Below are 17,227 nucleotides of genomic sequence, written 5' to 3'. Positions count from 1 at the left end.
CGGGCCGCCGAGATGGTGCGACCGGAGCGCCGCACCCGTGGCGATCTGGTGGCCGCAGCGGTGATCGCGGTCGCGGTCGTCGTCGCCGGGGTGATCGTGTGGTGGACCAGTGACGCCCGCGCCACCGTCAGCCGGCCCGCGACGGACTCGTCGAGCAACCCTCCGTCGGCCGCTATGCTGCCGGCGGCACTGACCCAGCTGTGGACGGCGCCCAGCCCGGTCACCCGGGCGCCGGTGATGGTCTCGGGCACGGTGATCACCGGTGACGGGCCACAGCTGACCGGACGTGACCCTGGCACCGGCGAGGAACGCTGGAGCTATGCCCGCGACGTCGATCTGTGCGCGGTGTCCTGGATCTACCGCTATGCCGTCGCGGTCTATCCGGACTCCCGCGGCTGCGGCCAGGTCAGCACGATCGTCGCCGCGACCGGCCAGCGCGGACCGGCCCGAACCAGTTATGCCGATAAGAGCGTGACCGTCACCTCCGAGGGCAGTGCGGTGCTCTCGGCCGGAAGTACCCGGCTGGAGCTGTGGCGCTCGGACATGGTCCGGACGCTGTCCTACGGCGAGATCGACGCCCGGGTGAAACCGTCGGCTCGCGGCCGCGGCCAGGGCTGCACCCTGGTGTCGGCCGCCTCGGCGTCGTCGGCGGTCTCGGTGCTCGAGGCCTGCCCGGGACAGGACGATCTGCAACTGACCCTGCTGCGCCCCGGAAAGGACGAAGACGAGCCGGAGCGCCAGCATGTGCCCGAGCCCGGGGTGGCCGCCGACTCCGGCGCCCGGGTGCTGGCGGTGACCGACTCCGACTCCGGCACCAATACCGCGGTCTATCTGCCCACGCCGCAGCCCCGGGTGGAGGTGGTCGACCAGACCGGCACCACGATCGCCAAGACGCTGCTGCCGGGCAAACCCACCGCCGCCAGCGCCGCCCTGCAGGTGTCCCGGCCCACCGGGTTGGTGTGCTGGTGGACCGGCGATGCCGTGATGGTGTTCGACGCCGGAACCCTGGCCTACCGCTACACCGTCGCGGCCGCCGGGGCCAGGGTTCCGCTGGGACCGGCGGCACTGATGGCCGATCGGCTGCTGATTCCGGTGACCGGCGGGGTGGGCGTGTTCGACCAGCACTCCGGCGCATTCGAACGCCTCATCCCGGTCAGCCGCCCGCCTGGAGTGGCGGCGGTATTTCCGGCGGTGTCGGGCCCGACGGTGCTCGAGCAGCGCGGCGACACCGTGGTCGCGCTGGGCTGACGGCGGTGGCTAGATCTCGGGGCTGAAGGTGGGCAGCGTCTTGCCCTTCTTCCAGTAGGTGAGCAACGCTTCGGCCAGCTCCCGATACGCCTGGGCCCCTTTGTTTTTACGGGCCGCGATCACCGACGCGCCCGATGCGCTGGCCTCGGCGAATCGCACGGTGCGCGGGATCGGCGGGCCCAGCACCGCCAGACCGTACCGGTCGGCGATGTCGAGCAACACATCACGGCTGTGGGTGGTGCGCGAGTCGTACAGCGTCGGCAACGCGCCGAGCAGGCGCAGTTTCGGGTTGGTTATCTGCTGGACGTCGGCCACCGTGCGCAGGAATTGGCCGACGCCGCGGTGGGCCAGTGTCTCGCACTGCAACGGCACGATCACCTCGCCGGCGGCGGTGAGCCCGTTGAGGGTGAGCACCCCCAGCGACGGCGGGCAGTCGATGACGGCCACGTCGAACTCGTCATCGAGCTTGGCCAGCGCCCGCGCCAAGGCGTACTCGCGGCCGGCGCGCATCAACAGCATCGCCTCGGCGCCGGCCAGGTCGATGTTGGCCGGCAGCAGTGTCATGCCTTCCTCGGTCGAAACCAGTGCGGCGTTGGGTTCGACCTCACCGAGCAGCACCTCATGCACCGACACCGGCAGCTTGTCGGGGTCGTGCCCCAGCGAGAAGGTCAGGCAGCCCTGCGGGTCGAGGTCGACCAGCAGCACCCGCTGACCCAGTTCGGCCATCGCCGCCCCCAGCGACGCCACCGTCGTGGTCTTGGCCACGCCCCCTTTCTGGTTGGCAACCGCCAATATCCGCAGTCGGCTCACAATGCTTCCTCCCTTTGCACCACCGCCATACTGGCACGGCTTGCGGCCCCCGCAGCACCAAACGCGGCTCGGTGTCCGCCGTCGGGCAGAATCGACGGGCGTGAGCATCGAGGAACACCGGTTGCTGCTTCTGCGCCACGGTGAGACCGAGTGGTCGGCAAGCGGGCGGCACACCGGGCGCAGCGATTTGGAGCTGACCGACACCGGCCGGCGCCAGGCGGTCGCCCTCCGCTCGACGCTCGCCAAGCTCCGGCTGGACAACCCGCTGGTGATCTCCAGCCCGCGCAAGCGTGCCCAGGTCACGGCCCAGCTCGCCGGCCTGCACGTCGATGAAATCTCCGACGACATCGCCGAATGGGACTACGGCCGCTACGAGGGACTGACGACCGAGCAGATCAGGGAATCCGAATCGAACTGGCTGATCTGGACGCACGGCAGCGCGGGCGGTGAAACGGTGGCGCAGGTCACCGATCGCGCCGACCGGGTGGTCGCGTTGGCGCTGCGGCAGCTGGCCGCGCGCGACGTGGTCTTCGTCGGCCACGGTCACTTCTCCCGGGCGGTGATCACCCGCTGGCTCGAGCTGCCGTTGGCCGACGGTGCGCGTTTCGGGATGACCGCGGCGTCGATGGCCGTCTGCGGATTCGAGCACGGCGTGCGCCAGCTCGCCGCGCTCGGGCTGACCGGGCCGGGAGTCTGAGGATTTTGACGACACCGTCGTTCGTGCTGTCCGGACCGACCGGAACGCTGGTGGCCGAGGGGACGGCGACCGGTTTCTGTGATGTCAGCGCCGCGCAGGCCGCGCTGACGTCCGGTCAAGCGCCAATCGTGGTGGGCGCATTGCCTTTCCGCCCTGGAGACGCGTGCGCACTGTTCGCACCGGACCAAGTCCGTCGCGACGATGCGCTGTCGCCGCGGCCCGAGTCGGCGCTGCCCGCCGTGCGCATCGCCGCGCAGCTGCCGGAGCCCAGCGAGCACCGCGCCCGGATCCAGCGGGCCCTGCACGAGCTGACCGCGGCGCCGGGCGCCCTGCGCAAAGTGGTGCTGGCCCGCGGGTTGCGGCTGGTCGCCGACGCGCCGCTGGACGCCGGCACCGTCTTGCGCCGGCTGGTCGCCGCCGATCCGAGCGGCTACGGCTATCTGGTCGATTTGAGCGCCGCCGGGGACGCCCATGCCGGGGCGGCCCTGGTGGGCGCCAGCCCCGAACTGCTGGTCGCCCGCGACGGCGACCGGATCACCTGCCGGCCGTTCGCCGGCTCGGCGCCGCGCTCCCCCGACCCGGCCGTCGACGCCGCCAACGGCGCCGCGCTGGCCGAATCCGGTAAGAACCGCCATGAGCACCAACTGGTCGTCGACCAGTTGCGCACCGCGCTTGCGCCGCTGTGCACCGAACTCGACATCGCGCCGGCGCCGCGGTTGACCGGCACCGCCGCGGTCTGGCACCTAAGCACCCCGATCACCGGCCGGCTCCACGAATCCGCCACCACCGCATTGGATTTGGCGCTGGCGTTGCACCCGACGGCGGCGGTCGGCGGATTCCCGACGGCGGATGCGCTCGACCTCATCGGCCGGCTGGAGGGCGACCGCGGTTTCTACGCCGGCGCGGTCGGGTGGTGCGACGCCGGCGGCGACGGCGCCTGGGTGGTGTCGATCCGCTGCGCGCAACTGTCCGCCGACCGGCGATCCGCGCTGGCCCATGCCGGTGGCGGGATCGTCGCCGAGTCCGATCCCGACGAGGAGCTGGCCGAGACCGTGACGAAGTTCAGCACGATTCTGACGGCGCTTGGCGTTTCGCCGCCCAGCGCAGCGCCGCGGGACTGAACAGCGCCGCCAGCACCGCCACCGCGGCCGCGCCGACCAGCACGCCGTAGCCCCAGCGGTGCGAGCCGACTCCCAGGTACCAGGCCACCGGCAGCAGCGTCATGTTGACGAACACCGCGATGCCGCGGCCGAGCCGCCGGCCCCGCAGCAACCCCCAGCCGGCGGCCAGCACCGCGGCCCCGACCAGCGCGAACCACGCCGCGGTGCCGTAGCCGTTGACCACCCGCTGATCCGCTCCGGCCACGGCGCGTACCACCAGCGCCGCGGCGACCGCCAGCCCGGCCACCCCTTGGACGGCGACGATCAGGCCCGCACCGCGCACAGCGCGCGGTAGGTCGGCGGCGGCGTTCACGCCGCCAGCCTAACCACCGGGTGTCATCGCTTCGATGCCCATAGACTGGTATCCCGTGCGCGCCGTGCTGATCGTCAACCCCAATGCCACCTCGACCACCGCCGCCGGACGTGACCTGCTGGCCTACGCGCTCAAGAGCCGCCTCGACCTCAGCGTGGTGCACACCGACTACCGGGGCCACGCCATCGAGATCAGCCAGGCCGCGGCCCGCGATGGGGTCGATCTGGTCATCGCGCACGGCGGCGACGGGACGGTGCACGGCGTGGTCAACGGCCTGCTCGGACCGCCCGGTTCCGCACCGCCGAAACACCTGCCCGCGGTGGCGGTGGTGCCCGGCGGTTCGGCGAACGTCTTCGCCCGCTCGCTGGGGATTGCCGCCGACCCGACCGTTGCCACCAACCAGGTGATCGAATTGATCGACGGCCGTGGCGGCCAACCCCGGTGGCGCCGGATCGGGCTGATCGACTGCGGTGAGCGGTGGTCGGTGCTCAACGCGGGGATGGGCGTCGACGGCGAGGTGGTGGCCGCCGTGGAGGCCGAGCGCGAGAAGGGCCACGCCGTCACCGCGCTGCGCTACATTCGGGCGGCGGTTCCCACCGTGCTGGCCACCACGCGCCGCGCGCCGACGTTGACGCTGCAGCTGGGCGACGACGAGCCGGTCGCCGGCGTGCACTTCGTGTTCATCTCGAACTGCAGCCCCTGGACCTATGCCGATGAACGCTGTGTGTGGACCAACCCCGACACCACGTTCGAGGCCGGGCTGGGGGTGTTCGCGACCACCAGCATGAAGGTGCTGCCCACCTTGCGGCTGGTCCGGCAGATGCTGTCCAAGCGGCCGAAGCTGAGCGCCAAGCAGCTCATCCGGGACGACGATGTGCCCGTTCTACGCGTCGATGCCGGCGACACACCGATCGCCACCCAGATCGACGGTGAGTACCTCGGACTGCGCAGTGCGCTGACGTTCCGCGCGGTGCCCGACGCCCTCAACGTCGTCGCTCCTGCGCCGAAAAGCCCCGCTGAACTGCGGAGATAACGTCCAATGCGGCCAATGAGCACACAGTTGAAACCACTGTAGTACACCCCGTGCGCCGGTTTGGGAGCAGCCCCGCGCAAGGGTGACGTTGGCCACGTGATAACGGACACTCTTGACATCTGTCCAAGCTGTGAAACGATCGAGCGATCGGAAGCAAGCCGTATTCATTTCTTGCCGCCGCTTATAACAGCCGAAAAACAAGGTGCGCGCCCTGCTGCGCTCAGAGTGAGGAGTTGGAGACTTATGGATTGGCGCCACAAGGCGGTCTGTCGTGACGAGGACCCGGAACTGTTCTTCCCGGTGGGAAACAGCGGGCCCGCACTTGCTCAGATCGCTTCCGCTAAGCAGGTCTGCGCCCGGTGCCCGGTGGTCACCGAGTGCCTTACCTGGGCGCTGGAGACCGGCCAGGACGCCGGTGTGTGGGGCGGCATGAGCGAGGACGAGCGGCGCGCCCTCAAGCGCCGCAACGCCCGGACCCGGGCGCGCAGCGGGGTCTGACCCCAGCAGAGGACTATCGACGCGGCTCCGACCTGGTCGGGGCCGCGTCGTTCTGTGCGCCTTTTCCGGGGGCTTTTACAGCGCCTGACGGGTCCGCCGGCTTCCGACCGGAATCCGCAGCACCATCTCGGTGCCGCCGCCCGGGGCGTCGCGCGCGGTCAGCGAACCGCTCAGTTCCGCCGAGACCAGGGTGTTGACGATCTGCAGGCCGAGTCGGTCCGAGGTCTCCAGCCGGAACCCGGCGGGCAGGCCGTGGCCGTCGTCGTGCACCACCACGTCGAGCCAGCGCGCCGACCGTTCGGACCGGATCGTGACCCCGCGCCGGTCCGCATCCGCGGAGAAGGCGTGCTCGATCGCGTTCTGCACCAGTTCGGTGATCACCATGACCAAGGCGGTCGCCCGGTCGGCGTCGAGTGTGCCGAGCGTGCCGGTGCGCGCCACCCGGATCGGCGTGTCCACGCTGGCGACGTCGTTCATCATCGGCAGGATCCGGTCGACCACCTTGTCCAGGTTTACCACCTCGTCGACCGACATCGACAGCGCTTCGTGCACTTGGGCGATCGACGACACCCGCCGCACCGATTCCAGTAGCGCGTCGCGCCCTTCGGTGTTGGCGGTGCGGCGGGCCTGCAGGCGCAGCAGCGCCGCCACGGTCTGCAGGTTGTTCTTCACCCGGTGATGGATCTCGCGGATCGTCGCATCCTTGGACAGCAGCGCGCGGTCGCGGCGCTTCACCTCGGTGACGTCGCGGACCAGCACCGCGGCCCCGGCCGGCTCGCCGTGCACGATCAGCGGCAGGGTGCGCAGCAGCACCACCGCGCCGGCCGCGTCGACCTCGAACCGCATGCTCGATCCGCCGGCCAGCGAATCGCGGACGTGCTCGGCCAGCTCGTGCGCCTCGAACGGGTCGGAGATCAGCGGCCGGGTGACGGCCACCAGGTCATGGCCGGCGAGTTCGGCGGCCAGGCCCATCCGGTGGTAGGCCGACAGCGCGTTCGGACTGGCGTAGCTGACCGTGCCGTCGACGCCGAGGCGAATGAAGCCGTCGCCGACCCGCGGACTCGAGCGCGACACCGCGATGTCACCGACGTCGGGGAAGGTGCCCTCGGAGAGCATGTGCACCAGGTCCGCCGCGCAGTCCAGGTAGGCCGCCTCCAGCCGGCTGGATTCGCGCCCGCCGGCCAACGCGGTCTGGTGGGTCAGCACAGCCACCACCCGGCCGCCGTGCCGGACCGGCACGGCCTCCGTATTGCGTTGCCCGGCAAGACCTTCCCGCCCGATCACGCCCGATTCGAACGCCCCGAACACCAGCGGCATCGACGCCGCGTCGGCGACGGTTCCGACGGCGTCGGTGAGCAGCACCGTGGCCGCGGTGTTGGGCCGGCACTGCGCGACGCAGACCAGCGCGCCGCTGGCGTCGGAGTCGCGGCGCACCCACATGAGGTAGTCGGCGAAGGACAGGTCGGCCAGCAGTTGCCACTCCCCGACCACGGCGTGCAGGTGGTCCACCGCGTTGCCCGGCAAAACGGTGTGTTCGGCAAGCAGGTCACCGAGGGTGGACATGGGTCATGTCACGTGGCGAATGCTGCGGTCAGCTGATCACGGCGATGAGGTCGCCGGCCTGGATGACGTCTCCGACCTTCACGGCCACCTTGCTGACGGTCCCGGCGGACTCGGCCAGCACCGGAATCTCCATCTTCATCGACTCCAGCAACACCACGGTGTCGCCCTCGTCGATCTGTTCGCCCTCGTGGACCACGACTTCGAGCACGCTGGCCACGATCTCCGCGCGAACGTCCTCGGCCATCTTCACCTCGTTCATCATCCAGTCGACGGTTCCGGCGATCACCCGAAATTCTCCGTCTTATGGAACCACAACCCCGCTCGGGGCTTGAGCGGGGCGCACGGTTGGCGCTCTCGCCGGCATCCGCCCGGTGCGCCGACTAAGTGAACTCCAAGACAATTAAGCGGTTCTAGAGAGTTCCTTCCGTGACCGTGTCGTGTTTCTGCTGTGACAATTGCATAGCACCGTTACTCCAGTGTTTCGAACGCGTGACGTATTCGCCGTGACGCGGGGGACGAATCGAAGTCGAACTGAGGAGTGCGCGTTGTCTGAAAACCGTTTTGCGAACCCACGAGTCCGGTTGCCGCTGGTGTGCGCCGGCGCCATGACGCTGGCCAGCCTCGGATTCGGTGTGGCGTCCGCCAAAGCCGCCCCGACGCTGGTCGACGACCCGCTACCGATCCCGGCCCCGATCGGCGCCCCGGCGCTGCCCGGCGTGCCCGGACCGGCCGCCGGAAGCTCGTCGGCGGGCGTGAATGCCGCCAACTCCTTCCTGCAGGCGCTCAACGGCATGCTCAACCGCGTGGTGCCCGGGGTGGGCTCGATCATGCCCAGCGACGTCAGTTCGCTGACCCCGCCTACCGCTGGTGTGCCGGGGGCTCCGGGGGTGGGGACTCCACCGCCGGGCACCCCGCCCGCGGCCGGGCCGGCCGCAATCGTGCCGCAGACGCTGGCCGGGGCGCGCAGCTTCCACTAAGTGACCGCGGCGGCGGGGCCCGGTCGACCCCCGGGCCCCGCCACCGGCGTCACGCCTCGGGGTGTGAGAGACTATGCAGCCGGAAGATGCTAGGAGGACCGATCATGGCAAAGCGTGGCCGCAAGAAGCGCGATCGCAAGCACAGCAAAGCCAACCACGGCAAGCGCCCCAACGCTTAAACGCTGTCCCTAGCCGTCCTGGCCTTCTCGGGCCGCCCTAGCCTTCGTGGTGGATGATCGTCGTGCGGCTGATCTCCAGCCGGACCCGCTCGTAGAGCTGGCGCGGCGCCTTGTCGCCACTGCATTTGCGAGCGATCAACGCCTTGATCCGTTCCTCGACTCCGTAGTGCCGAAGGCAGCCGGGGCATTCCTCGAGGTGCCGGCGCAGCTTGGCCCTGGTCTCGACGGTGCATTCGCCATCCAGCAGGGTCCATACCTCGGCGATGACCTCGGAACAGTCGGCGGCCGGGCCGCCGGGGCCCGGGGTGGCGCAGTCACTGGTGTGCTCGGTCACGACGACACCTCCTCCGATGCCTGACCGTCACGGATGAACCCGCGGTCCTTGGCGACATCGGCCAACAGACTGCGCAACTGGCGCCTGCCGCGGTGCAGACGCGACATCACCGTGCCGATCGGCGTATCCATGATCTCGGCGATCTCCTTGTAGGGGAACCCTTCGACGTCGGCGTAGTACACCGCCATCCGGAACTCTTCGGGAAGCTGTTGCAGCGCCTCTTTGATCTCGGTGTCCGGCAGCAACTCCAACGCCTCGACCTCCGCCGAGCGCAGGCCGGTCGACGAGTGCTCGGCGGTGGCGGCCAGCTGCCAGTCGGTGATCTCATCGGTCGGGTATTCGGCGGGCTTGCGCTGCTTCTTGCGGTAGCTGTTGATGTAGCTGTTGGTCAGGATGCGATACAGCCACGCCTTGAGATTGGTGCCCTCCCGAAAGGACCGGAAGCCGGCGTAGGCCTTGACCATGGTCTCTTGCAGCAGGTCCTCGGCGTCGGCGGGATTGCGCGTCATCCGCAGCGCGCCGCCGTAGAGCTGATCGAGCATCGGGATCGCGTCACGCTCGAAGCGCGCGGTCAGCTGCTCGTCGGTCTCGTCGGAGCGCACCGGGGTCGTCGTCTCCGTCGAAGCCGCGGTATCGGTCACACTTTCGGCGTCAGCCATCTTGATCGCTGCAGTCCCTTCTGTCGCGGTGCCCACAACCCACGATGGCTCGATTTCCAACAGACCGATCGCCGTTGACACCCGGACTCCTTCCCGATCCTAGGACTGTGACCGACAACTGCGCGTAGTGACCGCACACTGCCTTGCTCAACAGCGTCGGCCACGACGCTATTTCCCGCCGTATCCTGGCTCGGTGAGTCGCGCGGCAACCCGGGCCATCGCGGCCCTGATCGCCGCTCAGGTGCCCCACGAGGTGCTGCGCTACCACCACGACCCGGACCAGCGCTCTTTCGGAGCCGAGGCCGTCGAGCAGCTCGCCACCGCGGGGGCGGCCGGCGTGCGGCCCGAGCAGGTCTTCAAAACGTTGATCGTGGAGCTCTCCGGGACGGCGCCGCTCGCTTTGGCGGTCGCGGTGCTGCCGGTACCGGCGAAGCTGTCGTTGAAGTCCGTCGCCGCCGCGCTGGGCGCGCCCAAAGCGGCGTTGGCCGACCCGGCGGCGGCGCAACGAGCGACCGGTTACGTGCTGGGCGGGATCTCGCCGTTCGGCCAGCGCAGGGCGCTGCCGACGGTCGTCGACGCCTCGGCGGCGGACTTCGGCCGGGTGCTGTGCAGCGCCGGCCGGCGCGGCTGGGACGTGGCGGTGGCGCCGGCGGATCTGATCCGGCTGACCGTTGCGGTCGTCGCGGATATCAGCGCCCGGTGAGAGCCGGCCTCAGACGCGCGGCGTGCCGCCCAGCGCGTCGTCGATGGTCGCGCAGAACGACAACTCGCCGTCGAGCCCTACCGCTTTCACCACCCGGCCGACGATGGGTTGGCCGCTCACCAGGCAGAGCTCGATGCCCCGGCGCCGGCACCTGGCCGATTCCTCGATCAATACGCCGAACGCGCACACCGCCATGAACTCCAGCCCACTGGCGTCGACGATCAGCGGACCCGGGACCGCGGTGACCGCAGCGGCTTCGCCGACCAGTCGCCGCCACACGGCTACGTTCGACGCGTCGACACTGCCGCCGGCCGAGACCACCAGCGCCGAGCCGCTGCGTTCCAGCACGACGCGCACCTCGTCGTCCGGAGGAGCCGTCACCGAGGCGAGCACCTCGCTGAGCCGGACCGGACGATCCTGGGCCGACAATTCGGCGATACCCGCCTGGCCCGACGCTTCCCCGCAGCCGCGCCATACCGCGCAGCGACCGAGTTTACGGCGTAAACCGAAGAGCATGCGGATGAAGCTACGCCGAATCGTTTACGATGTAAACCCAACGGCGACGGCGATCAGCCCAAGCGTCGCCAGCGCCACCGACCAGGCCCGCCGGCTCGACAGCGAGGACTGGCACCCGGCGACGTAGTTGGTGTGCGGAGCGCTCTGGCTGGCCACCAGAACTGCGGCAAGGCTCTCGGAATTGGCATCCAGGGCGCCGGAGATATCCGCTGCGACGATGGTGCCGCAGCCGATCGAACCGCCGTCGCCGTCGGAAGTCGACACCGGTGCCACCAGCGCGATCAGCGCCGCACACAACGCCGCCAGCCCCACCGGCCGGACGAGTCTCCGCACCGCCATCTGCCGCTCCCCGTCTGTGCCCGGCATACTCCGTCGCCGGGCGGCGCGCCGCCCGGACCGAAACGCGCCCCGCCCGAACTCGGGCGGGGCGGGCGTTCTCGGTTGTCGGTCAGTCTCGGAAGGCGTCTTTGATGTTCTCGCCGGCCTTCTTCAGGCTTGACTTGCCCTGGTCGCCTTTGCCCTCGTTCTTGAGGTGGTCATTGCCGGTAGCCTTCCCGGTGGCCTCTTTGACCTTGCCTGCGGCGTTCTGCGCAGCGTTTCTCGCCTTGTCCGCCAGTCCCATGCGAAGCTCCTCCCTCATGCGTGCGTGTGACAGGCGAATACCCACCCGGTTTACGACGTAAACACTGGTCGGGGGCGGAGGACCTCAGTGTCGGGCGATTAGCAGCTCGAGCCGGTCCAGCATGGCTTCCAGCGCCTCTTCGAACTCGGCGCTGCTGTGGTCCTGGGACAACATCGGCTGCAGCCGCTGCAACTGCCGATAACTCGACAGGTCGCGCGCGGGCCGGCAGCTGTCGTCGAGCAGGGCCTCGTCCGGGTGAAGCTGCGCGCCGCGCGCGGACACCTCCAACAGCAGGTGCCCGATCAGGAAGGTGGTGTAGGAGCGGTAGGACTCCACCGCGGCGCTGTCGTCGAACCCGTAGGAGATCAGCGTGTCCAGGAAGCTGTCCATCCAGCGCAGGCTGCGCAGCGGCGGCCGAACCCACGGCGCCTCGGGGGCCTGGGTGGCGACCAGCGGGAATACCTCCGGATGGTCGAGGGCGATCTGGCGCACCCCGTGCGCGAGCCGCATCAGGTAGTCCTGCCAGCCGTCTTCTTGTCGCCGCGCGGCGAGTTGGTCGGCATAAAGCCGGTCGATGATGTGGTCGACGACACCGGTCAGCAGGTCACCGCGGCCGTGCACGTAGCGGTAGAGCGCCATCGCCTCGACGCCGCAAGCCGCGCCCAGCGCCCGCATGGTCAGCTTCGACAGGCCGTGGCGGTCGATGAACTCGATCGCCATCTCCAGAATCGCGTCGCGGCTCAACTGCGACGACGAGCGCAGAGTTTCGACGGTGCCGAAGCCCGCGGCGGCCGACGGCCGCTGGGCATCGAGATCGTCGGCATCCACCGGAACACCCCTTTTTCACTGCACCCGCCGGATGATCAGTCGAGTCATCACATCTTCCCAGGCGTGGCGATCGGTCCACAGTTTACGTCGTAAGCCGGCCGCGCAGCACGGGTTCTGGCCGGGACGCTCACCGCGCCGGTGACCACGGCATAGGGTGACTCCATGCCAACCCCAGGACCACTCTCCGGTAAGACCATGTTCATCTCGGGTGCCAGCCGCGGGATCGGCCTGGCGATCGCCAAGCGGGCCGCCGCCGACGGCGCCAACGTTGCGCTGATCGCCAAGACCGCCGAACCGCACCCGAAGCTGTCCGGCACCGTCTACACCGCGGCCGCCGAGATCGAGGACGCCGGCGGGCAGGCACTGCCGATCGTCGGCGACATCCGCGACGGGGACTCGGTGCGCAATGCCGTCGCGACGGCGGTGGAGCGGTTCGGCGGGATCGACATCTGCGTCAACAACGCCTCGGCGATCAACCTGGGCTCGATCCTCGAGGTGCCGCTGAAACGCTTCGACCTGATGAACGAGATCGAGGTGCGCGGCACCTACGCGGTGTCGCAGGCCTGCATCCCGCACATGATCGGACGGGACAACCCGCACATCCTCACCCTGTCGCCGCCGATCCGGCTGGAATCCAAGTGGCTCAAGCCGACCGCCTACATGATGGCCAAGTTCGGGATGACGCTGTGCGCACTGGGGATGGCCGAAGAGCTGCGCTCGCACGGGATCGCGTCCAACACGCTGTGGCCGCGCACCCTGATCGCCACCGCCGCGGTGCAGAATCTGCTCGGCGGCGACGAGGCGATGGCCCGGGCCCGCACGCCCGAGGTCTACGCCGACGCCGCCTACGCGATCATCACCCGGCCGGCCGGCTCCTACACCGGCAACTCGCTGCTCTGCGAGGACGTACTGCTCGAGTCCGGCGTCACCGACCTGTCGGTCTATGACTGCGTTCCCGGCAGCGACCTCGGTGTGGACCTGTGGGTGGACACCGTCAACCCACCGGGCTACGTGCAGCCGTAGCACCGGCACCCCGGAGACATGTCCGAGAACCCGCCGGTCTTTGTCGAGAGCGAGTTCGCGCCGCTGCGCACCGTGGTCCTCGCACAATCCGAACTGGCGCTGCCGGAACATATTCCGGAGTCCGAACTGGCGTTCCTGCCGCCCGGCGAATCTGAAAATGTCTCCGCCGGGCAGGATTTCGGTGTCGCACATCCGCAGCGCCAACGCGCGTGGGAGCAGGAGCGCGAGAATTTCGCGGCGGTATTGCGCCGCTACGGCGTGGAGGTGCTGCGGCCGCGGATGCTGACCGCCGCCGAGAAATCAGCTCACGACGGGTACGCCAATTTCTTTGTGCGCGACCCGTTCTTCACCGTCGGCAACGTCGTGATCGAGGGCTCGGTTCGGTTTCGGCACCGCCGCCGCGAAATCTTCCCGGTGCGCGACATCATGCTGGAGCGGGTGTATCCGGCGGCCTGCAGCTATCTCGCCGTCCCGGCTCCCGAGATCACCGCCGACGACGACGCGACGCTGGGGCCCGGCCCGTTCCTGGAGGGGGGCGACGTCCTGGTGCTCGGCAAGCACGTCTTCGTCGGCACTTCCGGCCTGGCGTCGAACGGCCTCGGCGCGCGCTGGCTGGAGAAACTCCTCGGCGCACAGGGCTACACCGTCGAGGTCGTCCGGCTCAACCGGCAGATCCTGCACTTGGACTGCGCGCTCGGATTGATCCGCGACGGGCTGATGGTGGTGTGCGAAGAGGCACTGCTCGACGGGGTTCCGGAGTCGTTGGCATCCTGGGACCGGATTTCGGTTTCACTGCCGCAGGCCAAGGAGCTGATCACCAATGGGCTGCCGATCAGCCCCGGCGTCTATGTGACCGATCCGGCCTTCGGCGGGGTCGGTGACCAGCTGGAACGCCGTGGCGTGACCGTCGAGTATGTGGGCTTCGGGATCAGCCGATCGCTGGGCGGCGCGTTCCGCTGCAGCACCCAGCCGTTGCTGCGCCGCAGCTAGCCGGTCGGTCGCGGCCCGGTCATCGGCAGGACCAGTCGCAGGCAGGCGCCGCCGTCGTGCGGCACACAGGTCAGCTGGCCGCCGTGCGCGTCGGCCAGCGCCCGCGCGATCGGCAGACCCAGCCCGGCGCCGCCGTGGTCGCGGCCGCGGGCGCTGTCCAGGCGCACCAGCCGATCGAAGACGCGCTCGGCGTCCTCGGCGCGGATCCCGACCCCGGTGTCGGTGACGGTCACTTCGGCCGCGCCGCCGACGCGTCGCACGTCGACGCTGATCTGCCCACCGGGCGGGGTGTAGCGGCGGGAGTTGTCCAACAGATTCGACAGGACCTGTGCCAGCCGGGTGGGGTCCGCCCGGACGGCCAAGGTGTCCAGACCGGTGCGGCCCAGGTTCAGTTGCGGGGCCAGTAACGCCGCCCGCTCGAGCTGGGTGTCGACGATCCCGATCAGATCGACGTCCTTGAGCTCCAGTGGCAGACCGGCGTCGATGTAGCTCAGGTCGAGCATGTCGGTGACCAGCCGGGTGGCGCGGCGGGCTTCGGTGAGCAGCATCGTGGCGCGGCGATGCTGTCGGAGCACTTCGGGGTCGACCGCGTCTTGGCCGTCTTGGCCGACGTCCTGGCCGACGTTGCCGGCGATCTGTTCGGCGGCGGCCTGAATGCCGGCGATCGGGGTGCGCAATTCGTGGGCGGCGTCCGCCAGAAAACGCCGTACCGCCGCTTCGGCGCGCTGCGCCGCGTCGGCGGCCCGCTGCGCGCGCTTCTCGGAATCCTCCAGCTCATCGAGCATATCGTCGAAAGCGCTTGCCGCGCGGCCGAGTTCGGTTCTCGGCCGGTCGGGACGCAACCGGCGGCCGCGGTCGCCGGTGGTGATGTCACGGGCCAGATCGGTGAGCCGGTCCAGCGGAGCGAGCATGGCCCGGCTCACCCCGGCCAGCAGAATCGCCGCCACGAGCAGAGTTCCCAGCCCGGCTTCGATCATCAGGCGTTGCAGTCGGTGCATCGTCTCGACCGCCTCGGTGGTGTCGGCGACCAGGATCACCCGGTCGCCGTTGGCCAGCGGGTGCACCAACACCGTCGCGGTGTCGTCGGGTTCCAGCGGCGGAGGCGGAAACCTCGATCCGGTGGTCGCGTCGGGTTCGATCGCGGGATCACCGTAGCTGGCTCCGTCCGCGGTGACCACGAGCGCGCTGACGACGCCGCCGTTGAGCTGCTCGGCCAGTTGGTCAGCGGAAATCCCCAGTGCCACCAGGGAATCGGCGCGCTGCGTGGCAATCGACAGCCGCTCGTGGAGGCTGCGGTTGGCCATCGCGGTCAACGTCGTGTTGATGACCAGGCCCATGGTGAGCATCAACAGGGCGAGCAGTCCCAACGCCATCACCGTCAGGCGGCGCCGCAGCGACGGGGTGGCGGTCATGAGGCCGACAGTTGCAGCCGGTAGCCGATCCCGCGCACGGTGTGCAGGATCCGCGGCCCGTGCGCCTCCAGCTTCTGCCGCAGGCCGCTGATGTGGACCTGGACCAGGTTGGGATCGTAGGCCTCATAGCCCCACACCGCGTTGAGGATCTGCGCGCTGCTGACGATGCGGCCACGCTGTTCGACGAGATAGACCAGCACCCGCAGTTCGGTGGCGGTCAGACCCAGCGGAGTCCCCGAGCGCGAGGCCACCCCGGCGTCGACGTCGACCATCAGGTCGCCGAACTGCACGGCCGCCGGCAGCCGGCCCCGGCGGCGCAGCACCGCCCCGACCCGCGACACCAATTCGGCGAGCTCGAACGGCTTGACCACGTAGTCGTCGGCGCCGCTGTCGAGCCCGCGCAGCCGGTCGGGCAGGCCGTCGCGCGCGGTGAGCAGCACCACGCCGACCTCGCCCCAGCGCAGGATCACATCCATCAGGGCGAAGCCGTCGCGTCCGGGCAGCATCACATCGAGCACCACCAGATCCGGCCGGAACCCGTCGAGCACCTCCTCCAGCCCGCTGCCGTCGGCCTGGGCGTCGGTCAGATACCCGGCGTCGACCAGCGCCTCGCTGACCATCTCCCGGATCGTCTCCGAATCCTCCACCACCAGCACCCGGGGCGTTCCCACGCTGAAGCTCTCGGCGGCACGCGCTGAGGGATTGCCGCCGCGCCGCTCGGCGGACCGGGAATCGGCCATGGTCCATTGATAACACCGCCACGTCCGGATGGGGAGCGTCCGACGGCCGATTTTCGTCGACTGCCGGATTCTTCAGGTTCACTTCAAGTTCACCGTTTACCGTCCCACCAGCGAATGCGGACAGTGGTGCGCCCAGCGGCCCGTCGACCGACGCGAACCGGGGGGATTCAGGAGAGACCATGATGTTTACCACCAACAGAATTGTCTAGCAATGGATTTCGCTGCGCTGCCACCGGAGGTCAACTCGTCCCGGATGTACTCCGGGGCCGGCGCCGGGCCGTTGCTGGCCGCCGCCACGGCATGGAACTCGCTGGCCGCTGAATTGAACACCGCCGGCCTGGCCTACGACTCGGTGATCGACGAATTGTCCAGCGGCTGGGCCGGACCCAGCTCCGCGGCGATGGCGGCCGCTGCCACCCCCTATGCCCAGTGGATGCATGCCACCGCGGCCCAGGCCGAGTACGCGGCGGCCCAGGCCCGAACGGCCGCTGCGGCCTACGAGGCCGCGTTCGCGATGACCGTTCCGCCGCCGGTGGTCACCGCCAACCGCACCCAGCTGATGACGCTGCTGGCCACCAACTACCTGGGCCAGAACACCGCGGCCATCGCGGCCACCGATGCCCAGTACTACGAGATGTGGGCCCAGGACGCCACCGCCATGTACGGCTACGCCGGTAGTTCCGCGACCGCCAGCAGACTCAGTCCGTTCACCCAGCCGCCGCAGACCACCAACCCGGCGGGGGCGACGAACCAGGCGGGCGCCGTCGGACAGGCGGCCGCCACCGCGACCGGCAGTCACGCCGATACGGTGGCCTCGGCGGTCACCCAGGCGCTGCAGGGCCTGACCACACCGGGCTCCAGGGCCGCCGCCGACCCGATCGAACTGAACAGGGAGGCATCGGATCCGGCCGCCGCGGCACCC

Annotated in this window: 23 protein-coding genes; 11 read left to right on the top strand and 12 right to left on the bottom strand. The window is 69.6% G+C overall.

The genetic code is table 11. From position 1 onward, the window contains the following. The first annotated feature begins 12 nt into the window (after nt 1–12). Nucleotides 13–1,248 carry an Rv3212 family protein gene (locus A5648_RS22065; protein WP_065026609.1) on the top strand — a complete coding sequence of 412 codons (1,236 nt, stop codon included), beginning with the start codon at nt 13–15 and terminating at the stop codon, nt 1,246–1,248. A 9-nt stretch (nt 1,249–1,257) separates the two neighbouring features. Here A5648_RS22065 and A5648_RS22060 read toward each other — a convergent pair whose 3' ends face one another. Continuing rightward, nucleotides 1,258–2,058, bottom strand: coding sequence for a ParA family protein (locus tag A5648_RS22060; RefSeq protein WP_082966646.1), 801 nt, complete (start codon nt 2,056–2,058; stop codon nt 1,258–1,260). A 100-nt stretch (nt 2,059–2,158) separates the two neighbouring features. Between A5648_RS22060 and A5648_RS22055 the strand changes: the two genes are divergently transcribed. Next, nucleotides 2,159–2,755 carry an acid phosphatase gene (locus A5648_RS22055; RefSeq protein WP_065026607.1) on the top strand — a complete coding sequence of 199 codons (597 nt, stop codon included), beginning with the start codon at nt 2,159–2,161 and terminating at the stop codon, nt 2,753–2,755. 5 nt (nt 2,756–2,760) lie between these two features. Next, nucleotides 2,761–3,876 carry an isochorismate synthase gene (locus A5648_RS22050; protein ID WP_082966645.1) on the top strand — a complete coding sequence of 372 codons (1,116 nt, stop codon included), beginning with the start codon at nt 2,761–2,763 and terminating at the stop codon, nt 3,874–3,876. Here A5648_RS22050 and A5648_RS22045 read toward each other — a convergent pair. Further along, on the bottom strand, nt 3,818–4,228 hold the full coding sequence (locus A5648_RS22045) for a hypothetical protein (protein WP_065026605.1): 411 nt from the start codon (nt 4,226–4,228) through the stop codon (nt 3,818–3,820). The two genes, A5648_RS22050 and A5648_RS22045, sit on opposite strands and share 59 nt — an antisense overlap. A gap of 55 nt (nt 4,229–4,283) precedes the next feature. Here A5648_RS22045 and A5648_RS22040 point away from each other — a divergent pair, with 55 nt between their 5' ends. Continuing rightward, nucleotides 4,284–5,261, top strand: a complete 978-nt coding sequence (locus A5648_RS22040; protein WP_065026604.1) for a diacylglycerol/lipid kinase family protein — start codon at nt 4,284–4,286, stop codon at nt 5,259–5,261. A gap of 243 nt (nt 5,262–5,504) precedes the next feature. Then, nucleotides 5,505–5,759 (top strand): WhiB family transcriptional regulator, encoded by a 255-nt coding sequence (locus tag A5648_RS22035; protein ID WP_019737187.1) that lies wholly within the window; start codon nt 5,505–5,507, stop codon nt 5,757–5,759. Between the two features lie 75 nt (nt 5,760–5,834). Here A5648_RS22035 and A5648_RS22030 read toward each other — a convergent pair whose 3' ends face one another. Next, nucleotides 5,835–7,322, bottom strand: coding sequence for a sensor histidine kinase (locus A5648_RS22030; RefSeq protein ID WP_065026603.1), 1,488 nt, complete (start codon nt 7,320–7,322; stop codon nt 5,835–5,837). 28 nt (nt 7,323–7,350) lie between these two features. Then, nucleotides 7,351–7,566: a biotin/lipoyl-binding carrier protein gene (locus A5648_RS22025; protein ID WP_065026621.1), complete on the bottom strand. Its 216-nt coding sequence runs from the start codon at nt 7,564–7,566 to the stop codon at nt 7,351–7,353. 301 nt (nt 7,567–7,867) lie between these two features. Here A5648_RS22025 and A5648_RS23555 point away from each other — a divergent pair, with 301 nt between their 5' ends. Beyond that, complete coding sequence (locus A5648_RS23555; protein ID WP_131810610.1) at nt 7,868–8,299, top strand: hypothetical protein; 432 nt, start codon at nt 7,868–7,870, stop codon at nt 8,297–8,299. Between the two features lie 104 nt (nt 8,300–8,403). Continuing rightward, the gene (locus tag A5648_RS25145; RefSeq protein ID WP_011728008.1) at nt 8,404–8,478 is read left to right on the top strand and encodes a 50S ribosomal protein bL37; all 75 of its coding nucleotides are present in this window, start codon (nt 8,404–8,406) and stop codon (nt 8,476–8,478) included. A gap of 37 nt (nt 8,479–8,515) precedes the next feature. Here A5648_RS25145 and rsrA read toward each other — a convergent pair whose 3' ends face one another. Next, nucleotides 8,516–8,812 (bottom strand): mycothiol system anti-sigma-R factor, encoded by a 297-nt coding sequence (gene rsrA / locus A5648_RS22015; protein WP_065026601.1) that lies wholly within the window; start codon nt 8,810–8,812, stop codon nt 8,516–8,518. After that, nucleotides 8,809–9,471 carry a sigma-70 family RNA polymerase sigma factor gene (locus A5648_RS22010; protein WP_207511817.1) on the bottom strand — a complete coding sequence of 221 codons (663 nt, stop codon included), beginning with the start codon at nt 9,469–9,471 and terminating at the stop codon, nt 8,809–8,811. The genes rsrA and A5648_RS22010 overlap by 4 nt, the downstream gene beginning before the upstream one ends. Before the next feature lie 193 nt (nt 9,472–9,664). Here A5648_RS22010 and A5648_RS22005 point away from each other — a divergent pair, with 193 nt between their 5' ends. Further along, entirely contained in the window at nt 9,665–10,174 is a 510-nt protein-coding gene (locus A5648_RS22005) for an aminoacyl-tRNA deacylase (RefSeq protein ID WP_065026599.1), read from the top strand. Nucleotides 10,175–10,183: 9 nt separating this feature from the next. Here A5648_RS22005 and A5648_RS22000 read toward each other — a convergent pair whose 3' ends face one another. The 4 genes from A5648_RS22000 to A5648_RS21985 form a co-directional block, all read right to left on the bottom strand. Next, a complete protein-coding gene (locus A5648_RS22000) occupies nt 10,184–10,690 on the bottom strand; it encodes an anti-sigma factor antagonist (RefSeq protein ID WP_082966643.1) in 507 nt (168 codons plus the stop codon). 24 nt (nt 10,691–10,714) lie between these two features. Beyond that, nucleotides 10,715–11,029, bottom strand: coding sequence for an aminopeptidase (locus A5648_RS21995; protein WP_065026619.1), 315 nt, complete (start codon nt 11,027–11,029; stop codon nt 10,715–10,717). Nucleotides 11,030–11,138: 109 nt separating this feature from the next. After that, a complete protein-coding gene (locus tag A5648_RS21990) occupies nt 11,139–11,312 on the bottom strand; it encodes a CsbD family protein (protein ID WP_065026598.1) in 174 nt (57 codons plus the stop codon). Between the two features lie 84 nt (nt 11,313–11,396). Next, nucleotides 11,397–12,032 carry a TetR/AcrR family transcriptional regulator gene (locus A5648_RS21985; RefSeq protein ID WP_082966647.1) on the bottom strand — a complete coding sequence of 212 codons (636 nt, stop codon included), beginning with the start codon at nt 12,030–12,032 and terminating at the stop codon, nt 11,397–11,399. Between the two features lie 270 nt (nt 12,033–12,302). Here A5648_RS21985 and A5648_RS21980 point away from each other — a divergent pair, with 270 nt between their 5' ends. Further along, nucleotides 12,303–13,163, top strand: coding sequence for an SDR family oxidoreductase (locus A5648_RS21980; RefSeq protein ID WP_207511814.1), 861 nt, complete (start codon nt 12,303–12,305; stop codon nt 13,161–13,163). Between the two features lie 18 nt (nt 13,164–13,181). Next, a complete protein-coding gene (locus A5648_RS21975) occupies nt 13,182–14,153 on the top strand; it encodes a dimethylarginine dimethylaminohydrolase family protein (protein WP_065026596.1) in 972 nt (323 codons plus the stop codon). Here A5648_RS21975 and A5648_RS21970 read toward each other — a convergent pair. Beyond that, entirely contained in the window at nt 14,150–15,565 is a 1,416-nt protein-coding gene (locus tag A5648_RS21970) for a sensor histidine kinase (protein WP_065026595.1), read from the bottom strand. The two genes, A5648_RS21975 and A5648_RS21970, sit on opposite strands and share 4 nt — an antisense overlap. Further along, on the bottom strand, nt 15,562–16,305 hold the full coding sequence (locus tag A5648_RS21965) for a response regulator transcription factor (protein WP_065026594.1): 744 nt from the start codon (nt 16,303–16,305) through the stop codon (nt 15,562–15,564). Before A5648_RS21965 ends, A5648_RS21970 begins: the two co-directional genes overlap by 4 nt. Nucleotides 16,306–16,516: 211 nt before the next feature. Between A5648_RS21965 and A5648_RS21960 the strand changes: the two genes are divergently transcribed. Then, the coding region (locus A5648_RS21960; RefSeq protein ID WP_131810609.1) for a PPE family protein at nt 16,517–17,227 on the top strand (711 nt) is incomplete at its 3' end.

It is taken from the genome of Mycolicibacter sinensis, from assembly GCF_001673565.1.
Classification (GTDB): domain Bacteria; phylum Actinomycetota; class Actinomycetes; order Mycobacteriales; family Mycobacteriaceae; genus Mycobacterium; species Mycobacterium sinense_C.
This window is presented reverse-complemented; position numbering and strand designations above follow the sequence as displayed.